The organism is Comamonas squillarum, from assembly GCF_025309455.1.
In the GTDB taxonomy this organism is placed as follows: domain Bacteria; phylum Pseudomonadota; class Gammaproteobacteria; order Burkholderiales; family Burkholderiaceae_C; genus Comamonas; species Comamonas squillarum.
Genome location: NZ_CP104377.1, coordinates 4,705,443 through 4,721,003, shown reverse-complemented (window position 1 = coordinate 4,721,003; position 15,561 = coordinate 4,705,443). Strand labels below are relative to the sequence as shown.

General features: G+C 63.9%; 17 protein-coding genes. 11 read left to right on the top strand and 6 right to left on the bottom strand.

Annotated features, from left to right (window positions below):
• The first annotated feature begins 104 nt into the window (after positions 1 to 104).
• On the top strand, positions 105 to 1,355 hold the full coding sequence (gene lysA / locus N4T19_RS21470) for a diaminopimelate decarboxylase (RefSeq protein ID WP_260718974.1): 1,251 nt from the start codon (positions 105 to 107) through the stop codon (positions 1,353 to 1,355).
• On the opposite strand, the gene N4T19_RS21465 is transcribed toward lysA, so the two are convergent.
• Positions 1,356 to 2,765 (bottom strand): aminotransferase-like domain-containing protein, encoded by a 1,410-nt coding sequence (locus tag N4T19_RS21465; protein WP_260718973.1) that lies wholly within the window; start codon positions 2,763 to 2,765, stop codon positions 1,356 to 1,358.
• Positions 2,766 to 2,909: 144 nt separating this feature from the next.
• Between N4T19_RS21465 and N4T19_RS21460 the strand changes: the two genes are divergently transcribed.
• Both N4T19_RS21460 and N4T19_RS21455 read left to right on the top strand, forming a co-directional pair.
• Positions 2,910 to 4,196 (top strand): hydroxymethylglutaryl-CoA reductase, degradative, encoded by a 1,287-nt coding sequence (locus tag N4T19_RS21460; protein WP_260718972.1) that lies wholly within the window; start codon positions 2,910 to 2,912, stop codon positions 4,194 to 4,196.
• 117 nt (positions 4,197 to 4,313) lie between these two features.
• Positions 4,314 to 5,210 carry an NAD(P)-dependent oxidoreductase gene (locus tag N4T19_RS21455; protein WP_409935214.1) on the top strand — a complete coding sequence of 299 codons (897 nt, stop codon included), beginning with the start codon at positions 4,314 to 4,316 and terminating at the stop codon, positions 5,208 to 5,210.
• A 22-nt stretch (positions 5,211 to 5,232) separates the two neighbouring features.
• On the opposite strand, the gene N4T19_RS21450 is transcribed toward N4T19_RS21455, so the two are convergent.
• The 4 genes from N4T19_RS21450 to N4T19_RS21435 form a co-directional block, all read right to left on the bottom strand.
• On the bottom strand, positions 5,233 to 6,234 hold the full coding sequence (locus N4T19_RS21450; RefSeq protein WP_116924717.1) for an NAD(P)H-dependent glycerol-3-phosphate dehydrogenase: 1,002 nt from the start codon (positions 6,232 to 6,234) through the stop codon (positions 5,233 to 5,235).
• A 119-nt stretch (positions 6,235 to 6,353) separates the two neighbouring features.
• A complete protein-coding gene (secB, locus tag N4T19_RS21445) occupies positions 6,354 to 6,815 on the bottom strand; it encodes a protein-export chaperone SecB (RefSeq protein ID WP_116924716.1) in 462 nt (153 codons plus the stop codon).
• 153 nt (positions 6,816 to 6,968) lie between these two features.
• Entirely contained in the window at positions 6,969 to 7,226 is a 258-nt protein-coding gene (grxC, locus tag N4T19_RS21440; protein WP_116924715.1) for a glutaredoxin 3, read from the bottom strand.
• Between the two features lie 89 nt (positions 7,227 to 7,315).
• Positions 7,316 to 7,723 carry a rhodanese-like domain-containing protein gene (locus N4T19_RS21435; protein WP_116924714.1) on the bottom strand — a complete coding sequence of 136 codons (408 nt, stop codon included), beginning with the start codon at positions 7,721 to 7,723 and terminating at the stop codon, positions 7,316 to 7,318.
• A 250-nt stretch (positions 7,724 to 7,973) separates the two neighbouring features.
• Here N4T19_RS21435 and gpmA point away from each other — a divergent pair, with 250 nt between their 5' ends.
• The 4 genes from gpmA (at position 7,974) to N4T19_RS21415 (ending at position 11,956) form a co-directional block, all read left to right on the top strand.
• A complete protein-coding gene (gene gpmA / locus N4T19_RS21430) occupies positions 7,974 to 8,714 on the top strand; it encodes a 2,3-diphosphoglycerate-dependent phosphoglycerate mutase (RefSeq protein ID WP_116924713.1) in 741 nt (246 codons plus the stop codon).
• A gap of 334 nt (positions 8,715 to 9,048) precedes the next feature.
• Positions 9,049 to 10,563 (top strand): S41 family peptidase, encoded by a 1,515-nt coding sequence (locus tag N4T19_RS21425; RefSeq protein WP_116924712.1) that lies wholly within the window; start codon positions 9,049 to 9,051, stop codon positions 10,561 to 10,563.
• Between the two features lie 97 nt (positions 10,564 to 10,660).
• Positions 10,661 to 11,416 (top strand): HesA/MoeB/ThiF family protein, encoded by a 756-nt coding sequence (locus tag N4T19_RS21420; protein ID WP_116924711.1) that lies wholly within the window; start codon positions 10,661 to 10,663, stop codon positions 11,414 to 11,416.
• Positions 11,417 to 11,569: 153 nt separating this feature from the next.
• On the top strand, positions 11,570 to 11,956 hold the full coding sequence (locus N4T19_RS21415; protein WP_021026241.1) for a response regulator: 387 nt from the start codon (positions 11,570 to 11,572) through the stop codon (positions 11,954 to 11,956).
• A gap of 88 nt (positions 11,957 to 12,044) precedes the next feature.
• Here N4T19_RS21415 and N4T19_RS21410 read toward each other — a convergent pair whose 3' ends face one another.
• Positions 12,045 to 12,677 carry a response regulator gene (locus tag N4T19_RS21410; protein ID WP_021026242.1) on the bottom strand — a complete coding sequence of 211 codons (633 nt, stop codon included), beginning with the start codon at positions 12,675 to 12,677 and terminating at the stop codon, positions 12,045 to 12,047.
• Positions 12,678 to 12,786: 109 nt separating this feature from the next.
• Here N4T19_RS21410 and N4T19_RS21405 point away from each other — a divergent pair, with 109 nt between their 5' ends.
• From N4T19_RS21405 to N4T19_RS21390, 4 genes are all read left to right on the top strand, one after another.
• Complete coding sequence (locus N4T19_RS21405; protein WP_116924710.1) at positions 12,787 to 14,124, top strand: sensor histidine kinase; 1,338 nt, start codon at positions 12,787 to 12,789, stop codon at positions 14,122 to 14,124.
• A gap of 265 nt (positions 14,125 to 14,389) precedes the next feature.
• On the top strand, positions 14,390 to 14,551 hold the full coding sequence (locus N4T19_RS21400) for a DUF1328 domain-containing protein (RefSeq protein ID WP_021026244.1): 162 nt from the start codon (positions 14,390 to 14,392) through the stop codon (positions 14,549 to 14,551).
• A gap of 111 nt (positions 14,552 to 14,662) precedes the next feature.
• A complete protein-coding gene (locus N4T19_RS21395) occupies positions 14,663 to 15,049 on the top strand; it encodes a hypothetical protein (protein WP_021026245.1) in 387 nt (128 codons plus the stop codon).
• 94 nt (positions 15,050 to 15,143) lie between these two features.
• Complete coding sequence (locus N4T19_RS21390) at positions 15,144 to 15,464, top strand: BON domain-containing protein (protein ID WP_260718971.1); 321 nt, start codon at positions 15,144 to 15,146, stop codon at positions 15,462 to 15,464.
• The last annotated feature ends 97 nt before the right edge of the window (positions 15,465 to 15,561 follow it).

The window sequence follows — 15,561 nt, the reverse complement described above, 5'->3', positions numbered from 1 at the left end:
CCATTATGAATGACATCCCGATAAATAAGCATTAGACCAAATACCCTGCCCCAGGCACACTGGCAAGCTGTTTTTCCGATTCCACGCCTTCCGGCACACCGACTATGAGCAACCCCTTCTCCCCCGATCTGCTGTGGCAGCTGGCCGATGACTTCAACACCCCGCTGTGGGTCTATGACGCGGCCACCATCAGCCAACGCATCGCCGAGCTCCAGGCATTCGACACGGTGCGCTTTGCGCAAAAGGCCTGCTCCAACATCCATGTGCTGCAGCTGATGCGGGCGCAAGGCGTCAAGGTCGATGCGGTCTCGCGCGGCGAAGTGCTGCGCGCGCTGGAAGCCGGCTACCAGGGCGGTTTTGGCGAGCCCTCCGACATCGTGTTCACCGCCGATGTGATGGACGAGGCCACGTTGGCCACCGTGGTCGAGCACCAGATCCCCGTCAATGCCGGCTCCATCGACATGCTGCACCAGCTGGGCCAGGCCTCGCCCGGCCATGCGGTCTGGCTGCGCATCAACCCCGGCTTTGGCCATGGCCACAGCAACAAGACCAATACCGGCGGCGAGCACAGCAAGCACGGCATCTGGCACAGCGACCTGACGATGGCGCTGGCGGTGATCGCCGAGCGCGGCCTGCAGCTGGTGGGCCTGCACATGCACATCGGCTCGGGCGTGGACTACGGCCACCTGCAAGAGGTCTGCGGCGCGATGGTGCAGCTGGTCGAGCGCACCCACGCCGCCGGCCACCGCCTGCAGGCCATCTCGGCCGGCGGCGGTCTGTCCATCCCCTACAAGGACGGTGACGCCACCATCGACACCCAGCACTACTTTGGCCTCTGGGATGCGGCGCGCAAGCAGGCCGAGGCGCTGGTGGGCCACCACCTGGGCCTGGAGCTTGAACCCGGCCGCTACCTGGTGGCTGAATCGGGCGTGCTGCTGGGCACGGTGCGCGCGACCAAGGATGCCGGCAGCAACCACTTTGTGCTGGTCGATACCGGCTTCAACGAGCTGATGCGCCCGGCGATGTACGGCAGCTACCACGCGATGCATGTGCAGCGCCGTGGCGCCGGCGTGCTGCCTGTGCAGCGCGAGGCCGTTGTCGCCGGTCCGCTGTGCGAATCCGGTGATGTCTTCACCCAGGGCGAGGCCGGCGTGGTGCTGCCCCGTCCGCTGGGTGATGCGCAGGTGGGCGATCTGCTGGTGATCCACGACACCGGCGCCTACGGCGCCTCGATGTCCAGCAACTACAACAGCCGCCCACTGGCCGCCGAGGTGCTGGTCGACAACGGCCAGGCGCGCCTTATCCGCCGCCGCCAGACGGTCGAAGAGCTGCTGGCGCTGGAGCTGGGCCTCTGATCAGCGCGGGGCCGCGTGCCATGGCGCCATTGCCGCGTCCAGGCGCGGGGACTGCATGGCCCCGACATTGCAGCGCGACCAGCGCGAGGTCGCGCTGCTGTCCAGGCTGAACACCCGGCCCGGCGCCATCGTCACCTGCCGGGCCCGCAGTTGCTCGGCCAGTTGCGCGGAATCCTCGCAGCCGGGAAAGGCCGCCCACAGATACAGAGACTGCTCGCTGCGCGCAAACACCTCGCAGCCCTGGCGGTCCATCCAGGCCAGCGCCTGCGCCGTGGCCTGGCCCAGGCGCCCGCGCAGCCGCACCAGGTGCCGCTCGTACTGGCCTTCGCGCAGCATCACATCGACCATGCGCTCGCAGTACTCCGAACCACTCACGTGGATGAGGCTGCGCAGATCGGCCAGGTCACTGGTCAGATCGGGGTGGCAGGCGATAAAGCCCACCCGCAGCGCAGCCGAGAACGACTTGGAAAAACTGCCGATGTAGATCGTGCGCGCCAGCTGGTCCAGCACCGACAGGCGTGTGGCCGAAGTTGGTTTGAAATCAGCCAGCGGGTCGTTTTCGACGATCAGCATCTGCTGCTGGCCGGCCAGCTGCAAGATGCGCCAGGCCTTGGCGGCGCTCAGGTCCGAGCCCGTGGGGTTGTGCGCCAGCGACTGGGTAAAGAAGAGGCGCGGGCGCTCGTTCTGCAGCAGCCGCTCCAGCGCCAGCACATCCGGGCCATCGGCCTGGCGCGGCACACCCAGCACGCGCGCGCCGGCCAGCTTGAGCTTGCCAAACAGCAGGTAGTAGCCCGGGTCGTCCACCAGCACCGTCGTGCCCGGCGTCACCCAGTGGCGGATGACCAGGTCCAGCGCGTCATTGGCCCCCTGCGTCAGCAGCAGCTGCTGGGGCGTCACCGCCAGGCCGAACATGCCCAGCTTGCGCACCAGGCTGTCCCGCAACGGCGCATAGCCCAGGCGGCTGCCGTAGCGGAACAGCGCGCCCAGCCCCGTACGCACCACTTGGTGGTGGTAACGGTCCAGGCGCATATCGGCCAGCCAGTCCACCGGCGGGAAACCATCACCCAACGCCAGCGCATCGGGCTGGGTCTTGAGCTGCTCGCGCATCAGCCAGACCACATCCATCGCGCGCTGCAGCGGGGCGCTGTCTTCGGCCGCAGGCACGGCTGCCACCGGGCGCTGGGCCAGCACATAAAAGCCCGATCCCCGCCGCGCCTCGACCAGGCCGCGCGAGACCAGCAGCTCAAAGGCCGCCACCACGGTGTTCTTGGCATAGCCATGCAGCTGCGCCAACGCGCGCAGTGACGGCAGCTTGTCACCCGCGCGCAGCACGCCATCGGCCATCTGCCGGCCCAGCATCGCGGCCAGCTTTTCTGCAATCGAGGCCTTGCGGCCAGAGGCTGGGGGCATGGGCGCTCCTTGGGGAAGACCAGGCGCCGATGCTGCAATGCAGCAGCACTGTCCCGGCAAACTGTACCTGTCTAGAAGGGTACAGTTTAGGTAGATTGGTGGCTCTGCGTTTCGCATTCCTCAAAAAATCACCAGGAGACACCGATGGCCACCGATTCCCGTCTGCCGCAGTTCCGCGCCCTCAGCCCCGCCCAGCGCTGGGATGTCATCGCCAAGGCCTGCCAGCTGAGCGCCGAAGACCACGCGCTGCTGGCCCAGCCAGGGGCCCTCCCCACGAACGTGGCCGACGGCATGATCGAAAACGTGATCGGCACCTTTGAGCTGCCGATGGGCGTGGCCAGCAATTTCCAGATCAATGGCCGCGATGTGCTGGTGCCGCTGGCGGTCGAAGAACCCTCGATCATCGCGGCGGCCTCGTACATGGCCAAGCTGGCACGCGAGGACGGAGGGTTTCAGACCTCCAGCACCCAGCCGCTGATGCGCGCCCAGGTGCAGATAGTCGGCATCCAGGACCCCTATGGCGTGCGGCTGGCGCTGTACCAGGCGCGCGAGCAGATCCTGGCGCTGGCCAACAGCCGCGACAAGGTGCTGATCGGCCTGGGCGGCGGCTGCAAGGACATCGAGGTGCATGTCTTCCCCGACTCACCCCGGGGCCCCATGGTGGTCATGCATCTGATCGTCGATGTGCGCGATGCGATGGGCGCCAACACCGTCAACACCATGGCCGAATCGGTCTCGCCGCTGGTCGAGCAGATCACCGGCGGCGCGGTGCGGCTGCGCATTCTGTCCAACCTGGCCGATCTGCGCCTGGCCCGCGCCCGCGTGCGCCTGACGCCCAAGACGCTGGCGACTGCCGAGCGCAGCGGCGAAGAAATCATCGAGGGCGTGCTCGATGCCTACACCTTTGCCGCCATCGACCCCTACCGCGCCGCCACCCACAACAAGGGCATCATGAACGGCATCGACCCGGTCATCGTCGCCACCGGCAACGACTGGCGTGCGGTGGAGGCCGGCGCCCATGCCTATGCCAGCCGCAACGGGCGCTACACCTCGCTGACCACCTGGGAGAAAGACGGCAGCGGCGCGCTGGTGGGCACCATCGAGCTGCCCATGCCCGTGGGCCTGGTGGGCGGCGCGACCAAGACGCATCCGCTGGCGCGCCTGGCGCTGAAGATCATGGATGTGACATCGGCCCAGGAGCTGGGCGAGATTGCCGCGGCCGTCGGCCTGGCGCAAAACCTGGGCGCGCTGCGGGCGCTGGCCACCGAAGGCATCCAGCGCGGCCACATGGCCTTGCATGCCCGCAATATCGCGCTGGTGGCCGGGGCCGTGGGTGCCGAGGTCGACCAGGTCGCCAAGCGCCTGGCCGCCGAGCACGATGTGCGCACCGACCGCGCGCTGGAGGTGCTGGCCGAACTGCGCGCGCGCTGAATCGGGCTGCGGTCCCGCCGGTCACCAAGTTGACTGCGGCCGCGCCCGCAGCCCCCCTGGCGCACAGGGCTTGCGGTACGCTGGGAGCCTTTGCGCATTGCTGCGCACCGCCAGGAGATTTCCATGTCATCGCAAACAGCCCAGCCCGTCGTCGGCCTGATCGGGGTCGGCCTGATGGGCCACGGCATCGCCCGCAATGTCGCCGCCAAAGGCTTTCAACTCTATGTGCTGGAGCATCCTGGGAACCAGCCGCTGACCGAGCTGCTCAGCCTGGGCACACGCACCTGCCAAAGCCCGGCCGAACTGGCCAGCCACTGCGATGTGGTGATCCTCTGCGTGACTGGCTCGCCCCAGGTCGAAGCCGTGCTGACTGGCGAGCAAGGCCTGCTGTCGGCACTGCGCCCCGGCACCGTGGTGATCGATTGCTCGACAGCCGTGCCCGCATCGACGGTGCGCATGGCCCAGGCCGTGCAGGCTGCGGGCGGCAAGTTCATCGATGCACCGATGACCAAGACCTCCAAGCAGGCGCATGACGGCCAGCTCAATCTGCTCGTCGGTGGCGATGCGGCCGTGCTGGCCCAGGTGCAACCGGTGCTGGCCACCTTCACCAGCCAGGTCACCCATGTCGGTGCACTGGGCGACGGACACCGCATGAAGCTGCTGCACAACTTTGTCTCGGTGGGCCAGATGAGCCTGCTGGCCGAGGCCACCGCCTGCGCGCGCAAGCAGGGCATGGACATGCAGGCCTTCCACAGCGTACTGGCTGCGGGCGGCGGCGCGGGCGTGGCGCTGGACCGGCTGCAGTCCTATATCCTGGCCGATGACCCCTCGGGCATTGCGTTCTCGATCTCCAACGCCGCCAAGGATTTGAGCTACTACGCCACGATGGCCCACGATGCGCAGGCGCCCAGCCTGATTGCCGATGCGGCTGCGACCACCTTGCAGGACCAGGTCCAGGCCCGGCATGGCGATGCCATGCTGCCGGCCTTGATCGGTCTGCTGGCCAAGGCCTGAAGCGCGTTGTTCAGGGCCCCGCTTATTCAGCGCGGGGCTCGCGCCCCATCAACGCCTGCACCACATCGGGGGCTGACAGGCTGCCGTCGAGCAAGGCCACGACGGCGGCCGTGATCGGCATCTCCACGCCCAGCTTCTGGGCGCGCTGCAGCACCGTGCGGGCGCTGTAGACGCCTTCGGCCACATGGCCGAGCGACTGCACCGCCTGCTCCAGGCTCTGGCCCTGCGCCAGCAACAGGCCGATCTTGCGGTTGCGCGACAGGTCGCCCGTCGCCGTCAGCACCAGATCGCCCAGGCCCGACAACCCCATGAAGGTATCGGTCTGCGCGCCCAGCGCCACACCCAGACGTGTCATCTCGGCCAGGCCGCGCGTCACCAGCGCGGCGCGGGCATTCAGCCCCAGGTGCAGGCCATCACACAAGCCTGTGGCAATGGCCAGCACGTTCTTGACGGCGCCGCCCACTTCGACCCCGCTGATGTCCTCATTGGCATAGACGCGCAGGTTGTCGCCATGGAAGGCCGCGACCAGCGCATCGCGCACATCGCCATGGCGGCTGGCCGCCACCAGGGCCGTGGGCTGGTGCTGGGCCACTTCCTGCGCAAAGCTTGGGCCGCTCAGCACGCCGGCGTGCAGCGCGGGCGCCACCTGGGCGCAGACCTCGTTGCCCAGCAGCCCATGGCTGCCGGCAGGGGCATCGGCGGGCACGGCTTCAAAACCCTTGCTGAGCCAGGCCACCGGCACCTGGCAGTCGCGCAGCATCGTGAGGCCGCCGCGCAGTGCCGCCATCGGCGTGCCCAGCACGATCAATTCAGCCTGGGCCACCAGGGGCTGCAGATCGCCGCTCGTCACCTCCAAGGCATCGGGCAAGCGGATGCCTGGCAAATAGCGCTGGTTCTCACGGCTGGTTTGCAACTGGCCCGCCTGCTGCGCATCGCGCGCCCACAGCTGCACGCGGTGGCGTGCGGCAGCATGCATGGCCAAAGCCGTTCCCCAGGCACCGGCGCCAATCACCAAGATCTTCATAGCCACAACCCCTTCTTACATCAACTCAAACGGTGGCGCTGCCTGCAGCTGCTTACCCAGCAGATACAACAAAGGCCTTGCAACCGAGACTGCAAGGCCCTTGCGTTGGCAGCAAGCGATTACTGGGCCAGTGCGGCACCTGCGCCAGCGCCATTGGCCTGGGCTTGTTGCTGTTCGTACATGGCCTGGAAGTTGATTTCCGCCAGGTGCACAGGCGGGAAGCCGGCGCGGGTCACGATGTCTGCCACGTTGCCGCGCAGGTAAGGGTAGACGATCTGTGGGCAAGCCACGCCGATCACGGCCCCCATCTGGTCGTCAGGGATGCCACGGATCTCGAAAATACCGGCTTGCTTGGCTTCCACCAGGAACACGGTCTTGTCTTCGATCTTGGTCTGCACGGTGGCGGTGACCGCCACTTCGAAAATGCCATCGGCCACCGGGGTGGCTTCCACGCCCAGCTGGATGTCCACGCTCGGCTGGGTTTGCTCCAGCAAGATAGCTGGCGAGTTGGGCTGTTCCAGCGACGCGTCCTTCAGGTACACGCGTTGAATTTGGAACACGGGATTTTCTTGATCCGCCATGGTTGTCTGTCTTTCGCTAGAAAAAGGAATGGAGTGCAGCTGCGATGCCGCCCGGTGTGTGCGCCCCTCGCATGCAGCCTGCCATTATGCAATGGCAAAGTGTCAGCATGGAAAAGCCCGGGCGCCCGCCGGCCAGTGAAGGGATGCGCGGGCTCAGGCTTGGAGCAAGGGGGTCAGCTCGCCGCGCTGGTCCAGCGCAATCAGGTCATCGCAGCCGCCGACATGGGTCTCGCCAATGAAGATCTGCGGCACGGTGCGGCGGCCGGTCGTCTCCATCATTACCGCACGCTGGGCCGGATCGGTGTCGATGCGGATTTCTTCAATCTGCTCCACGCCTTTGGCTTTGAGCACTTGCTTGGCGCGAATGCAGTAGGGGCAGACGGCGGTGGTATACATCTTTACAGCTTGCATCGGAGTGTCCTGCGGCGGCGGCCTGCACAAGGCCGCCAGCTCTGTAGTGGGTGTCTAAAGCCAGTATCTGGGGCCATGAACCCCAAAAATCAAGCCTTCTTGAGCGGCATGCTGGCAGCGCGCCAGCCCTTCATGCCACCGGCCAGGGCCTGCACATTGGTGTAGCCCAGCTTCTTGGCCACGGCCACGGCACGCTGCGAGCGCTGGCCCTGTGCGCAAACGAGAATCAGCGGCAAGGCCTTGTTCTTGACGACCGAGGGCAGTTGCGCTTCGAGCTGGTCCAGCGGCACATTCTTGGCATTGGCGATATGGCCGGCGCCGAATTCCTGCGCGTCCGACACATCCACCACCACGGCTTTTTCGCGGTTGATCAGTGCCACGGCGTTGGCGGGGCTGAGCGTGCCGCCTCCCATGTTCTTCATGGCGGGCATCATCAGCATCGCGCCCGAGCCCAGTACCAGCACGATCAGATACCAGTTGTCGATCAGAAAGTTCACACAAGTCCCTTGTCAAAAAATGCTCAAACAGCCGCACATTCTAAAAGGGCCACCATGCCGCTGCGCGGCAAAAGCCTTTAGCACCACCCCCAACGCGCACCAGGCGCTGCCTGGCAAGCTCTGCAAGCGCCCTGGGATTTAAGCCTGCCTCTACAATCGGCGCCATTGTGAATGCGGCGGGCTGCCCAGGCCCCTCTAGCGCCACCCGCCAGCGACACGCACCGATTTTTGACTATCGCACGAGGATTGCATGTACAAGCTTGTCCTGATTCGCCATGGTGAATCGACCTGGAACCTGGAAAACCGCTTCACCGGCTGGACCGATGTGGACCTGACCGACACCGGCGTGGCGCAAGCCAAGCAGGCTGGCCAGTTGCTCAAGGCCGAGGGCTATGACTTCGATGTGGCCTACACCAGCGTGCTCAAGCGCGCCATCCGTACGCTGTGGCACACCCTGGACGAGATGGACCGCACCTGGCTGCCGGTGCAAAAGTGCTGGCAGCTCAACGAGCGCCACTATGGCGCGCTGCAAGGCCTGAACAAGGCCGAAACCGCCAAGAAGTTTGGCGATGAGCAGGTGCTGGTCTGGCGCCGCAGCTATGACACCCCGCCGCCCGCGCTGGAGTCTACCGATCCACGCAGCGAGAAAACCGACCGCCGCTACGCCGGTGCTGCCAACCAGGTGCCGCTGACCGAATGCCTCAAGGACACGGTCGAGCGCGTCGTGCCGTTCTGGAACGAAGCCATTGCGCCAGCCATCCAGCGCGGCGAGCGGGTGGTGATCGCCGCCCACGGCAACTCCATCCGCGCGCTGATCAAGTACCTCGATGGCGTCTCCGACAGCGACATCGTGAACCTGAACATCCCCAACGGCATCCCGCTGGTCTATGAGCTGGACGCCAGCTTGAAGCCGCTGCGCCACTACTACCTGGGTGACGCCGAAGCTGCCGCCAAGGCCGCTGCTGCAGTCGCCTCCCAGGGCAAGGCCTGATCCGACGGGCAGCCCACCCAAGGGCGGCCCCGTAGGCCCCGCCGGGAACTACTGGCCATGCCTGGAGTCCGAGCCAGGCAGCGTCGGTGCGGTAGACAGGCGGGGCACGCAGCCCCCATCGCGGCAAAAAATGCCAGCGCCGCCGAACCAGATCGGGCCCCCGCCCTGATCGGCAGGCGCGCAGAAGTTCTTGGTGTCAGCCGATGCCGCTTGCCCGCGCCAGCGGGCGGCCGGCGAAAGTAAATACTTGTCTTAGCACCCGAAAACCGCTGCTGCGCCGCACCAGCGCAGGCGCTTGGGTGTATATTGGCACGCTATAGAAAGTTGCGAGCATATGGGCCAAAAATTGAAGATTGCCGGTTGGGTTTCACTGGGCGTGGTCGCCGGCGCGCTCACCACTGTGTCTTTGCAGACGGTCGCAAGGGGCGTGATGTCGCCCATGCCACTGGAAGAAATCCAGCAGCTGTCGGCGGTGTTCGGCCTGATCAAGACCGACTATGTCGAGCCGGCCGATGACAAAAAGCTGATCACCGATGCCATCTCGGGCATGGTCTCCGGGCTCGATCCCCACTCGCAGTACTTCGACAAGAAGTCTTTCCGCGAGTTTCAGGAAGGCACCAGCGGCAAGTTCGTCGGCGTCGGCATCGAGATTACCCAGGAAGACGGGCTGATCCGCATCGTCTCGCCCATCGAAGGCTCACCGGCGGACCTGGCCGGCCTCAAGACCAACGACCTGATCACCAAGATCGATGACACGGCGGTCAAGGGCCTGTCGCTCAACGATGCGGTCAAGCGCATGCGCGGCGAGCCCAACACCAAGGTGGTGCTGACGATTCTGCGCAAGGACGAGAGCCGCAGCTTCCCCGTCACGATCACCCGCACCGAGATCAAGACCCAGTCGGTCAAGGCCAAGATGATCGAGCCGGGCTACGGCTGGGTGCGCGTCTCGCAGTTCCAGGAACGCACGGTCGACGACTTCGTGCGCAAGGTCGATGACCTGTACAAACAGGACCCGAACTTGAAGGGCCTGGTGCTGGACCTGCGCAATGACCCCGGTGGCCTTCTGGATGCGGCCGTGGCCATCTCGGCGGCCTTCCTGCAGCCCAATGTGACCGTGGTGACCACCGATGGCCAATTGGCCGAGAGCAAGGCGATCTTCCGCGCATCGCCCGAGTTCTACGCGCGCCGCGGCAGTGACCCGATCAAGTCGCTGCCCGCTGCCATCAAGAACATTCCGCTGGTGGTGCTGGTCAACGAAGGTTCGGCATCGGCCTCCGAGATCGTCTCGGGCGCGCTGCAGGACCACAAGCGTGCCACCATCATGGGCGCCCAGACCTTTGGCAAGGGCTCGGTGCAGACCGTGCGCCCCCTCGGTCCGGACACCGGCATCAAGCTGACCACGGCGCGCTACTACACGCCAAGCGGCAAGTCGATCCAGGCCAAGGGCATCGTGCCCGACATCATGGTCGACGAGTCGGCCGAAGGCGATTTGTTTGCCGCGCTGCGCACCCGCGAAGCGGATCTGGAAAAGCACCTCTCCAGCGGCCAAGGCCCCGAAGTCAAGGACGAAGCCCGCGAGAAGGCCCGTGAAGCGGCGCTCAAGCGCCTGGACGAAGAGAGCAAGAAGCCCGCCTCCGAGCGCCGTCCGCCCGAGTTCGGCTCGGACAAGGACTTCCAGCTGCAGCAGGCCTTGCACCAGCTCAAGGGTGAGCCCGTGCAGGTGAGCCAGACCAAGACCGAGCGCCCGGCCGAGAAAAAGGACGAGGAAAAGACCAGCACGAGCGACAAGCCCGCAGAGTCCACCACGGACGACACCAAGCTGCCGCCCGCTAGCGAGCCCAAGAAGTAAAGCCGTCAAGCTGTAGCGCCCAACCTTCGTTGCGCTGCGTCAAAAGGCCGCAAGCAGAGTTCCTGCTGCGGCCTTTGTTTTTTCCGACAATAAGCCCATGAACGACGAGCAACTTTTGCGCTACTCCCGCCATATCTTTCTGGATGAGGTCGGCATCGAAGGCCAGGAGGCCATCCTCGCCGCCCATGCGGTGGTGATTGGCGCGGGCGGCCTGGGCAGCCCGGCAGCGATGTACCTGGCCTCGGCCGGCGTGGGCCGCATCACCTTGGTCGATGACGACACGGTGGACCTGACCAATTTGCAGCGCCAGATTGCCCATACGACCGAGCGCGTGGGCCAGGCCAAGGTCAGCTCCTGCGCAGCCAGCCTGCAGGCCATCAATCCGCATGTCCAGATCCATACGGTGCAGCAGCGGGTCGATGCCAAGCGGCTGCAGACCTTGGTGGGCGATGCCAGCGTGGTGCTGGACTGCACCGACAACTACCGCACGCGCCAGGCCATCAATGCCGCCTGCGTGGCGCTGGCCAAGCCTTTGGTCAGCGGCGCGGCCATCCGCTTTGATGGCCAGATCAGCGTGTTTGACAGGCGCCACAAAGGCGCTGCCTGCTATGCCTGCCTGTTCTCGCCCGAAGAGCAGTTCGAGGAAGCCAGCTGCTCGACAATGGGGGTATTTGCACCCTTGGTGGGCATTATCGGTACGATGCAGGCTGCAGAAGCGCTCAAACTCATTGCCGGCATTGGCCGCAGCCTCGATGGGCGTCTGATGATGCTCGAGCTCAAGGACATGGAATGGAGCACGATGCGGGTCAGCCGCAACCCGCAATGCCCCGTCTGCGGTGAGCAACACCTTTGATATCTCAGCTTATTATTTGTTTTATGTATACAATAATAGACAAACAATAAACCTACGAGGCCTTGTCCTACTTAGGCCATCCTTTCAGACCGATGGCGTGCCTACGGCTTGTTGCTATCATTGTTACGGTAAGACACACCCGTGTAGCCGTATATGCATCGCCGTTTGAAAACTTATTTGGTTGAAGACAACAAGACCATCCGCGACAACCTGATAGCCACGTTGGAAGACCTGGCCCAGGTGGAGACCGTGGGGCATGCCAGCACCGAATCTGACGCCACCAGCTGGCTCAGCAACCCTTCGACCGACTGGGATCTGGCGGTGGTCGATATCTTCTTGCTCGAAGGCAGTGGCCTGGGTGTTCTGGAAAAGCTCCAGGAACGCGCGCCACACCAGCATCTGGTCATCCTCAGCAACTACGCCACACCCAGTATGCGCGAGCGCTGCGCCCAGCTTGGCGCCAACCGGGTTTTCGACAAATCCGAAGACATCGATGCGCTGATCGACTACTGCGTGGAGCGTACATCCCAGCTGCAGTGAGGCCACCATGAGGCCCACCATTTGGCCCTGCAGACAACCACAAAAAAGCGGCCCAAATGGGCCGCTGGTTTTGCACGGCGCTGCGCGCTCAGTCGATCAGCCCGTTTTTCAGCGCGTAGTAGGTCAGGTCGCTGTTCGATGCCAGGCCCATCTTCTCCATCAAACGCGTGCGGTAGGTGCTCACGGTCTTGACGCTGAGCGAGAGCTGGTCGGCAATATTGCCGGCCGTCTCACCCTTGGCCAGCTTCAAGAACACCTGAAATTCGCGCTCCGAGAGCTGCTCGTGCGGGGGCGCATCCTCTTTGCGATGCAGCTGCTGGGCCAGCAGATCGGCCACTGCCGGCGTCAGGTAGCGCTTGCCCAGCGAAATCGTGCGCAGCGCCTCCACAATCTCGGATGGGTCGCACTCCTTGTTGAGGTAGCCGCTGGCGCCTTGGCGGATCAGGTTGATCGCATAATGGGCCTCGGGGTAGCCGCTCAGGATCAGAATGCCCATGTCGGGCGCCTTGGCGCGCAGCATGGCCAGCGCATCAATACCGCTTTGGCCGGGCATGGACAGGTCCATGATCAACACGTCGATCTCTTCCTTGCGCACCAGGTCAATGGCTTCACGGCCGTTGGCCGCCTCTCCTACGACGCGCAGATCGACATGCTCGGCCAAAAATTGCTTGAGGCCCGAGCGCACAATCGCGTGGTCATCGACGATACCAACTTTAATCATATATCCCCTCATGCAGCGCAGACTGCAGCACCGGCCCCATGCTGGCGCTGCCCGAAGTTTGCTCTATTATCACTCGCATAAACCAAAAACCATCAAAAAAGGAAGCTCCATGCGTTGGTCTCGCTTGCGCAAATGGGCCATCAGTTTGCCAGCCGCCTTTTTGGCCGCTGCCGTGCTGATCGGCATCAACGAAGCTGGTTACTACCGCTCGCACGATTCGCTGCAGAACCTCACGGTCACCTACCAGACGCGCACCACGCTGGACAAGCTGATGCAGCAGGTCGTGGATGCAGAAACCCATGCGCGCGGCTATCTGCTCAGTGGCGAAGACAGCAATCTGACGGCCTACCAGCAGGCCTGCACCAACGTCAACAACGCGGTCGATGAGCTGCGCGCCATCTACAGCGTCTTCCCCGAGGACCTGCAGACCTCGTCGATGCTTGGCCGTGAAGTGGCCAAACGCCTGACCCAGATGGATACGGGCATTGCACTGCGGCGCGAGGGCCTGGAAGAGGCCTGGCGTTTCCTGGTCAAAAGCCCGGAAGCCAAGGCCACGATGGACAGCATGCGCAGGCTCAGCAACGAGCTGGTGATCCACAGCAACGAGCGGCGCATGCACAACGAGGCCGAGATTCTCAAGTCCCTGACCCTCGCACGCCTGGGCATTGCCATCGTCAGTATCGTGGGCCTGCTCGCGTTCTACCTGTACCTGCGCCAATCCAACCGCCTTACCGGCCTGATGCTGCGCGAGCAGCGCATGCTCGAGGACGAGCGCGATCAGCTCGAAAAGCAGGTGCGCCAGCGCACCGCCACCTTGGGCGAATTGGCCACCCACTTGCAGCAGGTGCGCGAAGACGAACGCGCCCATCTGGCGCGCGAGCTGCACGACGAGCTGGGCGCCTTGCTGACCACGGCCAAGCTCGATGTGGCGCGCCTCAAATCCAAGATCGACATGGCAGCGCCCGATGTGCAAGAGCGCATCAAGCACCTGATCGAGACCCTCAACAGCGGCATCGCGCTCAAGCGCCGCATCATCGAAAACCTGCGCCCCTCATCGCTGTCCAACCTGGGCCTGACCGCCTCGCTGGAGATCCTGGCCAAGGAGTTTTCCGAAAGCAGCAATGTGGCCGTCGAGCTGAGTCTGGAGCAGATCAATGTGCCCGAAGCCATGCAGCTGAGCATCTACCGCCTGATCCAGGAGTCGCTCACCAATATCGGCAAGTACGCGCAGGCGCGCAATGTGCTCATCAGCCTGCAAAGCCACCCCAAGCATGTGTTCGTGCAGGTGCGCGATGACGGCGTCGGCTTCAACCCCAGCCAGGCCCACCCCAACTCGCACGGCCTGGCGGGCATGCGCCACCGTATCGAGGCCAGTGGCGGCCGGCTGCACATCGCCTCTGCCCCGCAGCAAGGCACCACCATCTCGGCCAATCTGCCGCAGAACTAAGGGCCCGGGCTGCGGCCAGCAGCCTGGCGTCCTCTCCCCTCCCTCCCCATCCGCACAGCAGTCCACCAAACACCGCGCGAAAGCCACGCGCGGTGCCCTTGCTGCACCCCTGCAAACCGCGTCTTCGCCGCCGCGCATCCACACATCGCGGGAGCTGTCCTACACCTGTTCTTCGCACCTACTGGCAAGGCTGCATGCGGGCAGCGGCCAGAATGCAGTCATTGCTCGCACCTTCTTGCACAGCAAACAACATGAGGAAAAAAATATGCTGCATTACGCTGTTGTCTTCCTGGTCATCGCACTGATTGCGGCCGTCTTCGGCTTCGGTGGTATTGCGGCCAGTGCGGTCGGCATTGCCAAGATCTTGTTTGTGATTTTCATCGTGCTCGCTGTCGCATCGTTCCTGATGGGATTGTTGAAGAAGTAGCGCTTTGACAACCCTTGAACCTGTGCTCACCACACGATACATTTATCCGGTACGCGCAGGTCAACGTACACTGCAAGATCTTCATTGAACATCATAGAAAGAGGCTATTTCATGGATACCGAAAAAATTGCCAAGGACGCTGTGGACAAGGTAGAAGACACCGCCAACGACGTGCTCGATGGCGCTGAAAAGGCGGTGGGCCACACGCGCCGTGCCGTGAAGTCCGCGGCCAACAAGGCCGAGCGTGCGATCGATGAATACGGCCATGAAAAGAACCATTCCATCGATCACATTGCCTCCCGTGCACAGGACTGGGCAGAGCGCGGCATTGGCCTCGCCGCTGACTCCTCGCACCGTGCCCGTGAGCAGTTCTACCGTGCCCAAGAGCGTGCCAACGAGTACGTCTCTGACCAGCCGGGCAAGTCGATGGCGATTGCCATGGCAGCAGGTGCCGCATTGGCAACCCTGGTCATCATGGCGACCCGCCGTCGCGACTGATTTTCAAGCATCTATCGGCATATAACGGATAAGTGCGGTGCAGATGCCGATCGATTTTCAAGCACCCTAACAACACTTTGCGAGGAAACAAAAAATGAAACTCTCCCGTACTATCGCTATCGCTGCTTTTGCTGGTGCAACCCTGGTGATAGCCACTGGCTGCTCCGTGGCTCGCAAGCAAGAAACCGTGGGTGAATACATCGATGGCTCCGCTGTGACCACCGCTGTCAAGGCCAAGCTGGCTGAAGACAAGGAAACCTCGGCCAGCTCCATCAATGTCAAGACCATGGACGGCGGCATTGTTCAGCTGTCCGGCTTTGCCAAGTCGCAAATGGAAAAGGACCGTGCCGGTCAGATCGCTCGTGGCGTCAAGGGCGTGACCGAAGTGCGCAACAGCCTGATCGTCAAGCAATAAGCGGCGCGAGCCTGGCTCGCCAAAAAACCAGCTGGTGCATGCCGGCTGGTTTTTTTTCGCATATACACCCGTCCGTGTCCGACTTGAAGGCCATGGT